Genomic DNA, 14,763 nt, shown 5'->3' on the forward strand with positions numbered 1-14,763 from the left:
TCTAGATGATGAAGTACGCCTCCCTCCATATCAAGGTAATATGGCGCACTGCATTTTTCTATCACCCTTCGGGTGCGGCCCCTGTGAATTTTTAAGTCGATAACGTTGTTCGATTTTGTAGCCAACCCTATGCCATCCACCTATAATATTTATCGTGGATATAAATTATATCGCGCGTATAAGATTAAAACTTACCATTAGAAGGGTGATAAATAAGTACGTGTCGATATTTTTTTAAGTTTGAATTTATCTGCCATGTACCGCTCAAAGCTTGAATAAAAAAATCAGCTGATTATGACATTGATGTGTTGATTGTTGTTACTTTTCTTAGGTGAATGTCTTATTTCAACATATGAATATCTACAGAAAAATACGCTTTTTGTTTATATGAATCTCTTTGTGAATGGGTATAGGCTACTGACCAAACCTGTAACCAGAGTCAACCCGACCTGGTTGAATCAGACGCAACAGCATTGTAGGACTCAGGGTTAAATCTTGCATTTCGTTTACGGATGCCGTCTCGTTTCCAGAATTCAATAGCTGGAATTTGAAATTCCCATAATTCAGCGGCATTCCAAGTAAATTCATTGTTATATCGCGCATCCAGATAATCTTTTTCGTAATGACTTTCTTCTCTGCTTACTTCGAAAAAGAAGTTGCTCTGTTTACTTATAATGAGTTCTTTTCGACTTAAAAACTGAATTTGTCGTCGCGTAATTTGCTTGCAAATGGGTTCATCGACGTGCTGAGGGTAAAGAGAGGAGACGATCGCCCGCTCAATTTCGCCCGAATCTTCTGAAACGAAATAGATCCCAGCACCAAGGGGAAACCTCCCCACCATTTTTAGAAAACATTGCACATAGTCTGGGTCGTACGTTTTGCGATACATCCCTTCTTCTAATATGCCGTATACCCGGTAGATATCTCTATAGTCGTATTCTTTTTTGGTCGACAAAACGAAAGAGGCATACGTCATGGGTATGCGCAGTAAATCACCTAATTCACCATTGTTTTCTTTTAGCGATGTCAGCACATCTAACATAAAATTAAGCTGACTCTTTTCCTCTTTTTCAAATTTCTCTTTTTCTTCAGGGGATAAATAGCGAACGATAGGGACCCCAATTCCAAGCTTAATATAATCTTTGGTTTTCTTATCGATAAGAGTCGTAAGCTGTTTTCGCTCCGTTTGCTCTAAAAGCCGATAGCTATCATCTCCTAACAACGCTTTTGTCTGTGGGCTATGCATACCAATAGATTGTAACAAGGCGACTTTTGCTAACGGTTTAAGAATTTTTTCGCGGTACGCCAGTTTGGTTTCCGCTTCCATTGGTTTGCGGAATATATCTAAACTTACTTTTGTATCGCCCTTGCTTGCCATTAAACTCATTTTGCTTTGTGGCGGGAAAATGTGTTCTAACCTTTGTTTTAAAAACGTTGATTTAAACGATTTTTTAAATTTCACTTCATCAAACAAAGCGATAGCCAGAGCAGCTATATAAATGGGTTTATATTTTTCATTCCGTATATAACGAACTTTATCTTCTGGTGAAGGAGTAGATAAAGCAATGGTGCCCAAAAACTGGCTAAATATTTGATGCCCGTCTAAAAGGTCTAAGATTTCATCGGTAAGGTGATCAAGACATTCATACCGATTATTTCTGGCACTATTGATTTTATTTTCTAACTCGCGACATTCATCTTCTAATTTGCTCTGCTTGGCAACTATTCTGGCAAGATAGCGCTGGGCTGAAGGTTGTCCCTTTATCGTAGGATATCGGCCAGTGTCTTTACGGTATTTATCAATACGATCTGTTTGGTCCTGAAGTTTTTTAATTCTATCCTTAAGGGCTGAAAGGGTTTGATATTCTTCCTGATATATTTCAAAAAAAGCCTGTGCATTTTCAACGAGTGCACGATACCTGCGCATGAAATCAGAAATTTTGCGGGAAATCTCACTTACCATTGTAGGAATATTTGATAAGCGTTCTTCAGCTACTGAAGTTGAGCTAGAGGTTGATTTGCTATCCAGAAGCATCGAACACCAGCATCCCTGTGAATTACAATTAAAAACGAAGAGTAGCTAAAATTAACATCGCGATCTTGCTTTTGCAATAGTGCCGACAATAGTGGGTTGAATTACACTGGCCTCTTAAAGGGGTATATTGGGTCAACCCCCTTCATTGCATACGCGATATGCCAATTCTTAGTTTTTGTTCGCGACCGTTAACTGCCTTTCATGCCCAGAGGTGCTTCATAAGTGCTACACCTAATAAAACGCAGGGTAAATCTCACATCGGGTGGACTGAAATCTGTTGGCGGTTCGTATTTCGCATAGTGGGTTTGGTATTCTTTACTATCGACGTGTGAGGGGTGCATACTTGAGCACAGGCACCCACAATGTAGACACAAAGGTGCCTATGAATCATTGTCTAAAGAACAGATAGTTAAACTAAACAAGGTCATAAAATGAATCGAGTAATTGGTATCGTATTGATAGTCGTTGGTGTGGCTTTGGCATGGTGGGGCTACGATATTTATGATTCGGCGAGTGCGCAGTTTAGGCGGGCGCTGGATGGAGAAACGCCCTGGGAAGCCTGGGCTGGTATGGTCGGTGGCGGCATCTGCTTTTTATTGGGTCTTTTTAAAGTCAAATAGTACAAGGGGGTAGCAGTCCTATCTCGCTGACAAGGTCGAATGTAGAGCGCTTTTATAGGCATCGTAAGCAGGCAGCGCGGACGTGACAATCGATGCGATTACTATTACAACATAAACCTGTATAACCTCCACTTGCAAAAGGTTGGCAGATAAAAACAAGCCAAACTGCGCTGCCAGCCAGTCGCTTAGCAAGCCAATAGTGACGCTGATCATGCCTGTAGCAGCGATAATCGCTAACACTACTAAAATCAAAGCTTCAATAAGAACTAACGAAAATATCACATGAGGCCCAGCCCCCAGCACGCGCAAGACTGCAATTTCATTTTGTCGTTGTTGCATAGAGGCTAGCAACATGGTTGATAAACCAAATAGCGACGATATCAAAATTAATATACTTATAATCCTTAATAAATTTTCAATGGTTCCCATCATCTGCCACAGTTCATTAAGTGCGACCCCTGGCAAAATGGCCATAAGCTTATCGTTTTTATTGTTATTGACTTCACGTTGAAGTTTGAAAATCGCAAATTTTGATTTCAGACCAAGCATGATAGCTGTCACGCTATCGGGTATTAACTCTTCTTCAGCCAGGTGCTCCTTCACCTGTCCAGTAGGATGCAAGGGGTGAAGGTGAATGGCTTCAATTGCTTGTAAGCTAACGTGAACAGTTTTGTCTACGGGCGTACCGGTAGGATTCAGTACACCGCTTATCGTAAAGGGGGAATCGTCGTGGTGGGTAAAGCTGGTAGAGCCCGTACCGTGCGCAATGACAACTTCATCACCTACCTTATAATTGAGTTGTTTGGCTACATCGGCCCCGATTACTGCCTCAAACACGCTTTGAAATGGCTCACCATGTGAAAAGGTCAACGCTGTTTTGTTGCCATATTTAAAGTGGGTAAAGTATTGATCATTAGTTCCTAGTACCCGAAAGCCATGATGCGAGTCGCCCAGAGAAAGAGGAATTGCCCATTCCACGTGAGGGTTATTTTTAAGAACTTTATAACTTTCAAAGTTAATATTATTAGTGGGGCTGCCCATTCTGAAAACAGAATAAAGTAATAAATTTAACTGGCCACTGGGCGCGCCCACGATTAGGTCTACATCGGAAATTGTGCGGTTAAAGCTCTCTTTTGCCTGTAGGCGAATATGCTCAACACTTAGCAGCACACTAATGCTGATGACGAGGGAAAGAAAAGTAAGGATAACTGACTTTTTTCTGCTTTTAAGGCTATTCCAGGCCAGCGACATTAGCATAGCTGATTCTCCTTGGTTGAGACCAGCTCAGTTATTTCCACACTGGTTGGGAAAAACTGTTTCAAATGCATATCGTGGCTCACGAAGACTAACGTTGTTCCTGCTTCCTGACAGATTTCCGTCAAGATAGCCATGAATGCATCTTTGGCGGCCACGTCAAGGGCTGAGGTGGGTTCATCTACCAATAAAAGTTCGGGTTGATTGATTAATGCTCTGGCTATGGCCACCCGTTGTTGTTGCCCGATACTGATTGCGTTTGCAGGTTGAAAAAGGATATTCGGGGGAAGGTTTAGTTTTTGAAGGTAATCCGTCGCCAGGTCTTCAACATTGTTAAGATGCGTGGAAGAAAAATGATTCGCCAGTTGGATATTTTTCAGCACGCTAAGGTAGGGAATTAAATTAAATTGCTGAAAAACGACACCGATATGATCCGCTCTGAATTTATCCCGGGTGTGAGCTTTTAACGTTGAGAATGGCTTCCCCAATATTTGTATTTCGCCTTTATCTGGAGTCAATACGCCTGCAAGCAAGTTAAGCAATGTGGTTTTACCAGAGCCAGACTCACCGTGTAGAAAGATCTGTTGGCCACGGTCTACACGCCATTCAGCTATAAACATACCGTTGTCGTCACCGTTACGGTATTGATGAAGCACGTTTTCAACGTGAATTGCCGTTTTTTCTACTATGCGTGTCGTGTCAGAATTCATCTAAAAAGGGCCACTACGTAATTACTATCCAAAAATAATTCGCTTGCGAAATGTTATAGCATGTCGGGTCGGGAGTGTTAACAGAAAATAGATCGTCGCCCGTTATCCCCTTTAAATAGCTAAAAATACGGGTTTTCTCAGTTTTTCGCGAACATAACCAAATGTGCTAAATCTAATTTGATTCCAAATGATTCGCCCACGGCATGATCGTTATGACTGGGAGCTAGACACAAAATAGTCTGCTTCGAGCCGGGCACCGCTAATTCGTACATGATGTGTGCCCCTCTGAACGAACGTCGCACCACTGTCGCAATGGTATCGCTGGATTCATCGTATTCTATATCGTCAGGACGGATCAGTAATTCAATTTCCTGTCCCACTTTGAAGCCGTTCAAGCGGGCAGGGTCGACATTAACTTTTCCTAAACAGCAATGGATATTGCCATCATCATTGATCATGCTTTTTAAAAAAACGCCACTGCCCACAAAGTCAGCTACAAATCGCGAAACAGGCTTATGATAAAGTGCATAGGCGTCGTCCCATTGATGCAACTGGCCTTCACTGAGTACGCCAATAATATCTGCTATGGCAAACGCTTCGTATTGATCGTGGGTGACTACCAATGCACTGGTATTTTCGCGTTTTAGTATTGTACGAATATCTTTTGCTAACTCCTCACGAAGTTCAGCATCAAGGCTTGAAAAAGGCTCGTCCATTAGCAGTAAATCAGGCTTTGGGGCTAACGCGCGCGCTAGCGCGACTCGTTGCTGTTGACCGCCTGATAACTCATGTGGGAAACGCGTCGCTGTATGCGATAGCCCCACCAAATTCAGTACTTCGCTAATTCTTTTTTCGCGGTCCGCTTTTTTCCACTTGTGCAGCGCAAAGGCAATATTTTCGGTGACCGACAAGTGGGGGAAGAGGGCGAAATCCTGAAAGACTACCGATATATGTCTCTTTTCTGGCGCGACCAAATGGTTTGGCCTACTGACTATTTCATTACGTAACTTAATTTGCCCTTTACTGATTGACTCAAAACCCGCTATCGCTCTTAATATTGATGTCTTACCACAGCCAGAAGGCCCTAATAAACATCCAATTTCGCCATTGTTCAGCGTAATATTAACCCCGTCTACTGCTAGGAAGTTTCCGTATCGGATATCAATGTTATGCAAGTTCAGCATTTATCAGGACTTTCCTTTGATTGTTTTATCAATAGCATGAGTGATGAGTATAACTGGCAGCAATCCTACTAGAACAATAGCTAAAGCGGGTGTCGCCGCATCGACTAATCTTTCATCAGAAGCTAATTCGAAACTTCTTACTGCAAGCGTATTAAAGTTGAAGGGGCGCAAAATTAATGTGGCGGGTAATTCCTTCAATACATCGACGAATACCAGCAAAGCCGCACTTAACACACTGGTTTTTAAAAGGGGGATATGAATTTGTTGCAATACGCGAGCAGGCGATGCGCCTAGCGAGCGCGCGGCGTTGTCCATGTTCGGGGTAATTCGGCTAAGTCCAGCCTCTATGTTATGTAATGCGACAGAAAGGAAACGAATACTGTATGCCAATAGAAGCGCAAATAGCGTACCAGAAAAAATAAGGCCAACGCTGCTGTCAAACCACCGTTCCGAAAAGTGGTTAGCTATTTTATCTGCCCAGCTTAACGGAACTAATACACCCACTGCGATAACGGTACCTGGGATCGCATAGCCTAATGACACAGTTTGTCCAAGCGAGTTTATCATTTTACTGTTTTTTATACGCCGGGAATAAGCGAACAGAAGGGCTAACACCACGACAATAACAGCCGCAGTTAATGCTAAGCTGAATGAGTTGACGATCAGTAAAATAAACTGCGAATCAAAATTTTGTTGTAAGGTTAATAACGTCCAATAAACCAATTGAATAATTGGGACGATAAAACCAAATAAAGGGGGGAGTAGGCATAGGATAAAGACCAAGACAGCGCTGGCCCCCTTTAATTGTTTGCGTTTTTGTACCTTATGGTTTTGTCCTTGATGATAGTATTTTATATGTCTGCGAGACCATTTTTCGAACAATAGAACAACCAAAACGAACGTGCACAGCAGTGAACTAAGTTGCGCTGCAGCGATGCCGTTTCCCAGACCAAACCAGGTTCTGAAAATGCCGGTGGTAAACGTGGAAACGCCAAAGTACTGCACCGTTCCGTAGTCTGCGAGTGCTTCCATCATTGCCAAGGCAGTACCCGTGAACAAGGCGGGACGAGCAAGGGGTAGAGATACCCGAGTTAAAAACCCGACTTTACTGATCCCCATTATCTGACTGGCTTCAACCAAGCTTGCAGGCTGTTCGCTAAATGCCGTTCGCGCTAACATATAGACATAAGGGTAAAGCACCAGAGACATTACGATTATAGCGCCCCATAATGAGCGAATGTCGGGGAAATAGTAATCGCCATAACCCCAGTCGAAAGTATCACGTAGAATAGTCTGAACTGGCCCGCTGAAATCAAGAATTCCCGTGTAGGTATAGGCAATAATGTAAGCAGGCATGGCTAGGGGTAACAAGGCTAACCAGCGAAAAAGCTTTCGTCCGGTAAAGTCATATCGACTGATCAGGTAAGCGATAGTCGTGCCTATCAATAAACTGCCTATACCCACGCCGCAAGCAAGTAGCAATGAATTAGTTACATAGTCTTGTAACACCGTATCAATTAAGTGCTGCCAAAGTGCGAATTGCGGCGCAATCCAGCTCGCAAATATAACTACTACGGGCAGACTGAGTACGCCACCTAAGAATAACAGCGCGCCCTGCCAGGGATCCAGCAGGGCGCGTATTGATGATTTTATAGTGAGACTAAACGACTGACTCAATTTACTAAAAGTTTCCTGTTAACGGTAGGAAAGACGCAAAGGTTATTTCCAGCCCGCTTTATCCATTACTTTAACAGCATCAGCATTAAGCTCACCAACGCGATGCAGTGTAATGTCTTCAGCTGTAAATGTACCAAATTGCTTTAATGTGTCGCTCCATTCTACCCCATCCCGTACAGGATATTCATGATTTGTTTCTGCGTACCAAGCTTGCGCGTCTTCTCGCACCATGTACTCAAGTAGTTTTACGGCATTGTTACTATTAGGGGCGTGTTTTGCCACAGCTGCACCTGAGACATTAATATGTGCGCCTCGACCATTTTGATTTGGCCAGAAAACCTTAACTTGCGACGCAATTTTTTTCTGAGTAACATCAGCACTGTTAAGCATACCTGCCAAATAATAGGTGTTCGCGATGGCGATATCGCACTGTCCTGAAACCACAGCCTTTATCTGGTCACGATCGCCACCTTTCGGTGGACGAGCAAAGTTCTTCACCAATCCTTCAGCCCAGCTCAACGTGTCAGCCTCACCTTTTTGCTGAATCATAGACGCGATCATCGACTGGTTGTAAATGTTCGAAGAAGAGCGAATACAAATGCGTCCTTTCCACTCTGGTTGAGTTAACGCTTCCATAGTAGATAGCTTATCTGCGTCAACACGTTCAGGAGAATACATAATAGGGCGCGCTCGCATAGTTAATGAAAACCAATGCTTATCTTTATCGCGAAGCTGGGCGGGAATAGCGTGTGAAAGCACACTTGAATCCACAGCCTGAGTTAAACCTTGCTGTTTTGCTCTCACTAAACGGCCAACATCTGTAGTGATCAACACATCAGCCGGACTATATTTACCTTCATTGCTCATACGGCTAATTAGTGCATCGGCACCACCGGTTACCAAATTCACTTCGATGCCTGTTTCAGTTGTGAACTTGTCTAACAAAGGCTTGATTAGTGCTTCTTTTCGTGCGGAGTAAACATTGACTTCGTCAGCACTAACTGGGATAGCAAAAGTGAGAGTAGTCGCTAAGGCGACTGTTATTGAAATTAGACGTTTCTTAAGTGAGAGCATACCCGAATAAAATCCTTCATCTGTAGAGTGAAGCTAAGTGTATTCTTATTGATAACTATTCTCAATAGCAGTATCACAGGTAATGTCAATATGGGACGTTCATAGCGCGTTTTGAATTGCCCGGATTTTGCTCAATCTGACGTTCCCGCACCTTTCTCCCCTTGGTGCGTGGAAAGCGAAGAAGCGGCGCCGTTAAGTACACTCATATTATTGCAAAAGAATAAAAGTAATTTGCGTGGTACTGATATTGAGGTGAATGCTCTGGGGTGAACTGAGGAAGGGGGGGAGTAATAAGAACTTTGTCTATTTTACCTGTTGAATCCGAACTTGTTACATTATAACATCTTGCGGTAATGATATGGTATAACATTGCGGTAGTGAGAAAATGAGTAGAATTACAAAGATTGCGGCAATTATAGGTACGTTATTTCCTTTAAGTGTGGTGGCTCAGTCAATAGAAGGGACGATTAAAAACGCAGACGGTAATGCTGTAGCAGATGCCAACATCCGGGTCGAAGGCACTGATCTAGTAACCAAATCGGATAGCAATGGCTATTTCGTGTTGCCTCAAGTTTCAACCGGTATACAAGAGTTACATGTTACGGCAGCGGGTTTCGCCCATCACCATGCTGATATCGCAATAATTGGAACTCAGCGCAAGCAGCTTACCTTTACCCTTGAACGTTCGCCTATTGAAGTAATCGACGTTGTGGCTACTCCAGTCCATATGTCTGTAATGGAATCAGCCTCCCCCGTTAGTGTATTAGGGGGCGAGACGCTACGCAGACAACAATCAGCGACATTAGGCGATACCCTTGAAACATTGCCGGGAGTGCAGACTTCCTTTCACGCAAATGTTGCCAGTACACCCATAATCCGTGGTTTAAGTGGGCCCAGAGTAATGATTGCCCAAAACGGACTCGATGTCGGTGATGTATCCAGAGTAGGGCCAGATCATGCGGTAGCGTCTGAGGCTTCTACCGCTCAACAAATTGAAGTACTTCGCGGCCCGGCCACGCTATTTTACGGAAGTGGTGCCATCGGGGGAGTGGTTAATGTTGTAGATGGACGTGTTCCAACCGACAAAACCACGCGGGGCGAATGGTTGCTGGAAGGAGACTCAGTTAACAATCAAAAACTGGCTTCATTTAATGTAACGACGGGAGTGGAGTCAATTGCGTTTTATGCAGACGGTTACTGGCGTGAATCTGACGATTATGAAACACCTATCGCGCCCGATCTGGATGATGTGAAAGATGACGAACATAAATTTGTCGTTGAAAACAGTAATGAACAATCAGAGGGGGTCACCCTAGGAACCAGTTACTTGTTGGATAAAGGATTTATCGGTTTATCAGCGGAACAATTTAATCGTGAATACGGCATACCGGGTCATGGACATGACGACGAAGCAGAGGATGACCATGGTGAAGAAGAAAGAGTTTTTGCCGATTTAACGCAAACCCGCGTGCAGATATTGGGTGAATTTGAGGTCAACGGTAATTGGCTAAAGCGGATTAACTTACGAAGCGGGTTTACCAATTACGAGCATTCGGAAATCGAGAATGGGGAAGTGGGGACAACCTTTAAAAGTGACACACAAGAATTAAAAGTTGATCTTATGCATAATCAGTTCGGCGAATGGAATGGAGGCGTCAGTTTCCACCTTAAAGCCAGTGATACTGCTGCGCTGGGGGAAGAAGCTTTTACACCACCTTCAACTGAAGAAACTATTGCGTTAGCCCTTATGGAAGAGCGGCATTTAGGGGCGTTTTTATTACAACTGGGTGGCAGAATTGAAAGGGTCACTTTGGATGCTGATAAGGTGTTGCTTCCGGAAGTCCAATTACATGGAATCGATGAAAAAATGCATGAAACTGAACATGAAGAGGAATTGCACGATACGGCGAGTTTTGCTTTTAAGAAAGATTTCACACCTATATCCCTTTCAGCCGGACTCGTCTGGGACTTCACTCCGGGTTATAACGTAGAACTTTCTGTTTCTCGTTCTGAGCGCGCTCCATCTACTGCTGAACTTCTATCTTTTGGCCCTCACATAGCGTCGGGCAGTTATGAGATTGGCGCATTATTCCAAACACATGAAGATGAAGGCGAAACGCATATTGAGAGGTCTAGAGAAGATACAGAGCTTGAAGTGGCAAACAACATTGATTTAGCTTTGCGAAAAAAGCAAGGGCAAATCGGCTTTGTATTTAATGCGTTCTACAATCAAGTAGATAATTATTTTTATCAGTCAAATACGGGATTGTTCGCTGAAGGGGGGCATGAAGAAGGGGAAGAACATAGTATTGATGAGCATGCAGACGAACTTCCTGTGTTTATATTTAGAACCGATGACGTTATTTTACACGGTTTCGAAGCGCAAATGGCGTGGCAGGCTACAGATACCTTTAAAACCACGATTTTTGCCGACTATGTTCGAGCGCGGCTTCAAGACGGGGGCGACCTTCCACGAACCCCCCCATTACGTTTGGGGTCACAGTTTAGTTATCAAGACGAACAGTTTACTGCCCATTTGGATATTACCCGCTACGAGCAACAAGATAGGATCACATTGGAAGAAACGGTAACCGATGGTTATACCATGTTAGATGCCAGCATTTCATACAACATGCCATTAGGGGGTCAAGATGTTGTGGTATATCTGAAAGGAAGCAATTTGACTGATACAGAAGCGCGCGTTCATACGTCATTTCTGAAAGATGTCGCCCCGCGACCTGGACGAAGTATCGCACTGGGGATCCGAGGTTATTTCTAATTTTTTGGCTAACGTTACCTAAAAAAATTCTAAACAATGAACAGGATTTTGATTTCGTTTAACCGAAACCGGTTTAAGTATCTCCCTGCTAACCGGTTACCGATTATTAATCGAATCAGGGTAGAGGCGAGCAGGTATAAGTGTGAGAACAAACCTGCCTAGCCATTCAAGGTGCGGTATAGAGTTGTATGGCTACACTGATTGAGTGCGAACTGCCCATCATTTTGCTCATAACACGTTAAAGAAAACCAGTGATATTGAATTAGCATTAATTTCAAACCGCATTGACAGGTTCAACATGTTTTAAACCGCGATGGAACCGTAACTGCATTTCTACCTCTCACCCGCAGCTCCTTTAATTGGGAACGCGGGTTTTTTATGATTTCTTCATTGTCAGGTATATTCAGGGTGGGCTGCGGTAGCGTATTCAGAATTTTTAAAATGGGTATGATAGACAAACGCTAATATTGCACTCATTACCGTCATTTCACCACTTTCTTCAATCAATGCTACAATGCCGAAACCCCATGGTATTGCAGCATGTATCACATCCACGATAACGCCGAAGAAGCCCACGCCAGCTACGAGAAGAATCATCCAGTGAGACACCTTTTTTTCTTTAGCGGTAGCATGAAAATAAGCAAAGGCAAGCAAAGTAAACAAGGGACTAACCAATAGCGCAACTGCTAAAGGCTGGGCGACATCGCGAGGCTGCATGTTGAAAACAGATTTAAATTCAAAACTGGTAGCCAATATTTCTCCCGTTGTTTCATGCAGCTGGCCAGCGTCATCAATCAGTAGGAATATAAACAACGCTCCCCACGCAAAAAACATGAGAGAACGGGTTTTAAGTGCTGCAAAAAGAAAAATACCCGCTATCATGCCTTCTTTAAAATACTGGTACATTTCCCCGTAGCCACCGTCGGTAGTGAGTAAAAGCTTAGTATTGTTAACTATATCCAGTTTGTTCAACACATGTACCGATATAAGTATCCCGTCGCCGATTAACATTAACACCAAAAATGCAAAGAATGTTTTAGTCAAATTCATTATAAAAATCTGTAAGTTTCTTATGGTGTATATTTCAGTATCGTCATAATTCCCTATTGGGATCAATGGCCGCGCTATAAAAACACTATATTTTGCAAGCATTACCTGTCGTTGGAGTAGGTAGAATGACGATTTAAGCTATTTTTTAGAGAGCAACGCCTGATTCTAAAGCCTAACCGGATCTCGATAAATTACAACAGATTGAAAACTATAGTTAAACTAGTTTAGCCCAGATATGGATGTAGACTGGCGGCTTATCTTGTAAACATACTGGATGCTTTGGAGCCAAAAATGGATGAAGGTATGGCGTTTGTTTTGATGATTCTTTTTGCAGTTGTTTTGCCTATAGTGGCTGTTGGCATATGAACTTCCCACAAGAAAGATATGGCAAAAATGAACATTCAATTAGGTAAGTCAGAAAAGCAAAATATGCTTAATGAATTTGCAGCGGTCAAAAAAAGGCTGGAAGCATTAAAAGCCCTTGTTTCCGATAAGAAGTATCTACTAAACGAAGAGTTGGATAGCCTTAGCCGAAAAGATTCGCAGATAAGTTAATGTGCTTATGAACTCTTTCGCTCACGATCAGCGCCAAGAACGGTTGGGAGGTGTCGATGTTATTGGTCGCGCTTCAGCGACATGTTATTTTGCAGCTTTATAGGACCCCTAGTCTACTTTGCCTGAATTTCTTCCGCCCAATAGCAGCTACGCCGGATTCGATTACACTGGCCTCCTCGGCTGAGCATGCTATGGCTTAAATTTATTCCCTTTCCGATTTCCCTATCACCGAAAGTTTCGCGTAAGTAGGCTAGGGTCTGGTATTGTGGAGCCTCGTTCAACTGTTTGGACTTATGGTAATTCTTTCTATTTTTTTGGGGGGCGGCCATAGAATACCACCAACAGGCAGTTGCTCGATTGTCACCGCTTGAGCTTGAGTGGTGCACTTGCTATCTGAATTCGCGAGATTTACTTATTAATGCCTATTTCTAACGTTACAGTAGCTATTTTACCTAGCTAGTAATACAAGGGATTAACTCAAAAAATTGACTAATTAAACATACTTTTAGATAGTATATTTATCGAAGAAGCATTTAAGAAAAAGTTAATATTAAAATTTCAATAGGATTTGACTGTTTGTGGAAAATTTAGCTGAGCATTACAATTCGAGTTTTTATAAATCACATAATCAGGGAATGAGCGAATCAGCAAAAGTGATATTAGGTTTGCTTCATGAAAAATTTAAACCCCAAAGTATTGTGGATGTGGGGTGTGGACAGGGAGCGTGGTTAGCGGCAGCGGAGTCCTTAGGTATTGAAAAATTGAAAGGATTTGATGGGGACTGGGTGAACCAACACGCGCTATTAAGTAATCGTATAGATTTTGAAGCCGCAAATTTCACTAAAGCAATCCCAACACATAATGAGCGGTATGAACTTTGTATTTCACTAGAAGTAGCTGAACATTTACCTAAAGAAAATGCTGAAAAATTTGTTGAATTTCTTTGTAGTTTATCTGATGTTGTGTTGTTTAGTGCAGCAATAAAACACCAGGGGGGAACGAATCATGTTAATGAGCAATGGCAATCTTATTGGGTAGCGCTATTTCAATCTAAAGGCTACGATTGTGTAGATATAATCAGAGGTGAAACATGGAATAATCCCTCTGTAGAGGTGTGGTATAAACAAAATACATTTCTGTTTATCAGATCAGATTCTCAATTAAAAGCATTAGATGAGTCTAATGTTAAAAACAAGATTGTAGATGTTGTGCACCCATTAAGTTATGAAAGAAAAGTGAAAAGTAGAGAGCAACTACTTTCACAAATACGCAATCCGTCTTTAAATTTTATAGTTGGTTGTATAAAGCGCTATATTAAAATTAAGTTAGGGATAGCAAGATAATAAAAAACAAAAACAAAAACAAAAACAAAAACAAAAACAAAAATAAAAACAAAAAATAATAAAATGGCTTAGATTTTAAAGGAAACTTTCAGTTTATGAAGGATTTAAGTTGTGCAAAGAGAAGGTTATTTTTTTCCTTAGATTAAATTGTTTAAATACCTATAAATAATATTTTATGGGTATTTAAATATAAACGATGAAAGTGATGATACCTCTCCTTACTTAAAAGAGCTTTATTTGCAGCGCCATCCACTTCTTATTTAGGTTCAATTACGCATTCATGTTTACCGTGATTGCTTCGCGTAGCAGATTAGTAAGGCCATGATATGAAACTGATTTGTGGCCAGGACATTGCAGTCATTTTCGGCCGCATTTTAGTTCAATACATGTCGACTTTTACGTTAGTATGATAGGCAGAATAATATAACAAATCACAAAAAAGGGTTGGTAGTCATCTTAGGGAAAGGCCAGTTAAAACTTCA

Annotated in this window: 11 protein-coding genes; 4 read left to right on the plus strand and 7 right to left on the minus strand. The window is 42.1% G+C overall.

Annotated elements, in window-relative coordinates:
- Window positions 1-439: 439 nt before the first annotated feature.
- Window positions 440-2,035 carry a hypothetical protein gene (locus OPS28_RS05210; protein WP_265608401.1) on the minus strand — a complete coding sequence of 532 codons (1,596 nt, stop codon included), beginning with the start codon at window positions 2,033-2,035 and terminating at the stop codon, window positions 440-442.
- Window positions 2,036-2,466: 431 nt separating this feature from the next.
- Here OPS28_RS05210 and OPS28_RS05215 point away from each other — a divergent pair, with 431 nt between their 5' ends.
- Entirely contained in the window at window positions 2,467-2,655 is a 189-nt protein-coding gene (locus OPS28_RS05215; protein ID WP_265608402.1) for a DUF3185 family protein, read from the plus strand.
- A gap of 18 nt (window positions 2,656-2,673) precedes the next feature.
- Here the strand turns inward: OPS28_RS05215 and OPS28_RS05220 are convergent, their stop codons facing one another.
- The 5 genes from OPS28_RS05220 to OPS28_RS05240 all read right to left on the minus strand — a co-directional run bounded on the left by OPS28_RS05220 (window position 2,674) and on the right by OPS28_RS05240 (window position 8,554).
- Window positions 2,674-3,912: an ABC transporter permease gene (locus tag OPS28_RS05220; RefSeq protein WP_265608403.1), complete on the minus strand. Its 1,239-nt coding sequence runs from the start codon at window positions 3,910-3,912 to the stop codon at window positions 2,674-2,676.
- A complete protein-coding gene (locus OPS28_RS05225; protein ID WP_265608404.1) occupies window positions 3,906-4,619 on the minus strand; it encodes an ABC transporter ATP-binding protein in 714 nt (237 codons plus the stop codon). Before OPS28_RS05225 ends, OPS28_RS05220 begins: the two co-directional genes overlap by 7 nt.
- A gap of 137 nt (window positions 4,620-4,756) precedes the next feature.
- A complete protein-coding gene (locus OPS28_RS05230; RefSeq protein WP_265608405.1) occupies window positions 4,757-5,803 on the minus strand; it encodes an ABC transporter ATP-binding protein in 1,047 nt (348 codons plus the stop codon).
- 3 nt (window positions 5,804-5,806) lie between these two features.
- Complete coding sequence (locus OPS28_RS05235; protein ID WP_442863969.1) at window positions 5,807-7,480, minus strand: ABC transporter permease; 1,674 nt, start codon at window positions 7,478-7,480, stop codon at window positions 5,807-5,809.
- Between the two features lie 42 nt (window positions 7,481-7,522).
- Window positions 7,523-8,554, minus strand: coding sequence for a Fe(3+) ABC transporter substrate-binding protein (locus tag OPS28_RS05240; protein ID WP_265608406.1), 1,032 nt, complete (start codon window positions 8,552-8,554; stop codon window positions 7,523-7,525).
- Window positions 8,555-8,939: 385 nt separating this feature from the next.
- On the opposite strand from OPS28_RS05240, the gene OPS28_RS05245 reads away from it, so the two are divergent.
- Window positions 8,940-11,333 (plus strand): TonB-dependent receptor, encoded by a 2,394-nt coding sequence (locus tag OPS28_RS05245; protein ID WP_265608407.1) that lies wholly within the window; start codon window positions 8,940-8,942, stop codon window positions 11,331-11,333.
- Between the two features lie 393 nt (window positions 11,334-11,726).
- Here the strand turns inward: OPS28_RS05245 and OPS28_RS05250 are convergent, their stop codons facing one another.
- Complete coding sequence (locus tag OPS28_RS05250; RefSeq protein WP_265608408.1) at window positions 11,727-12,383, minus strand: hypothetical protein; 657 nt, start codon at window positions 12,381-12,383, stop codon at window positions 11,727-11,729.
- A 384-nt stretch (window positions 12,384-12,767) separates the two neighbouring features.
- Between OPS28_RS05250 and OPS28_RS05255 the strand changes: the two genes are divergently transcribed.
- Together OPS28_RS05255 and OPS28_RS05260 are read left to right on the plus strand one after the other, a co-directional pair.
- Window positions 12,768-12,938: a hypothetical protein gene (locus OPS28_RS05255; RefSeq protein WP_265608409.1), complete on the plus strand. Its 171-nt coding sequence runs from the start codon at window positions 12,768-12,770 to the stop codon at window positions 12,936-12,938.
- A 578-nt stretch (window positions 12,939-13,516) separates the two neighbouring features.
- Window positions 13,517-14,281 (plus strand): class I SAM-dependent methyltransferase, encoded by a 765-nt coding sequence (locus OPS28_RS05260; protein ID WP_265608410.1) that lies wholly within the window; start codon window positions 13,517-13,519, stop codon window positions 14,279-14,281.
- Window positions 14,282-14,763: the final 482 nt, after the last annotated feature.

Source organism: Alteromonas sp. ASW11-130 (assembly GCF_026183735.1).
Classification (GTDB): domain Bacteria; phylum Pseudomonadota; class Gammaproteobacteria; order Enterobacterales; family Alteromonadaceae; genus Alteromonas.

Bases quoted from the DNA above. Each gene is read 5' to 3' on its own strand.
- OPS28_RS05215 (WP_265608402.1), top strand. From the start codon at position 2,467: ATGAATCGAGTAATTGGTATCGTATTGATAGTCGTTGGTGTGGCTTTG.
- OPS28_RS05210 (WP_265608401.1), bottom strand. From the start codon at position 2,035: ATGCTTCTGGATAGCAAATCAACCTCTAGCTCAACTTCAGTAGCTGAA.
- OPS28_RS05245 (WP_265608407.1), top strand. From the start codon at position 8,940: ATGAGTAGAATTACAAAGATTGCGGCAATTATAGGTACGTTATTTCCT.
- OPS28_RS05230 (WP_265608405.1), bottom strand. From the start codon at position 5,803: ATGCTGAACTTGCATAACATTGATATCCGATACGGAAACTTCCTAGCA.
- OPS28_RS05225 (WP_265608404.1), bottom strand. From the start codon at position 4,619: ATGAATTCTGACACGACACGCATAGTAGAAAAAACGGCAATTCACGTT.
- OPS28_RS05220 (WP_265608403.1), bottom strand. From the start codon at position 3,912: ATGCTAATGTCGCTGGCCTGGAATAGCCTTAAAAGCAGAAAAAAGTCA.
- OPS28_RS05250 (WP_265608408.1), bottom strand. From the start codon at position 12,383: ATGAATTTGACTAAAACATTCTTTGCATTTTTGGTGTTAATGTTAATC.
- OPS28_RS05255 (WP_265608409.1), top strand. From the start codon at position 12,768: ATGGCAAAAATGAACATTCAATTAGGTAAGTCAGAAAAGCAAAATATG.
- OPS28_RS05240 (WP_265608406.1), bottom strand. From the start codon at position 8,554: ATGCTCTCACTTAAGAAACGTCTAATTTCAATAACAGTCGCCTTAGCG.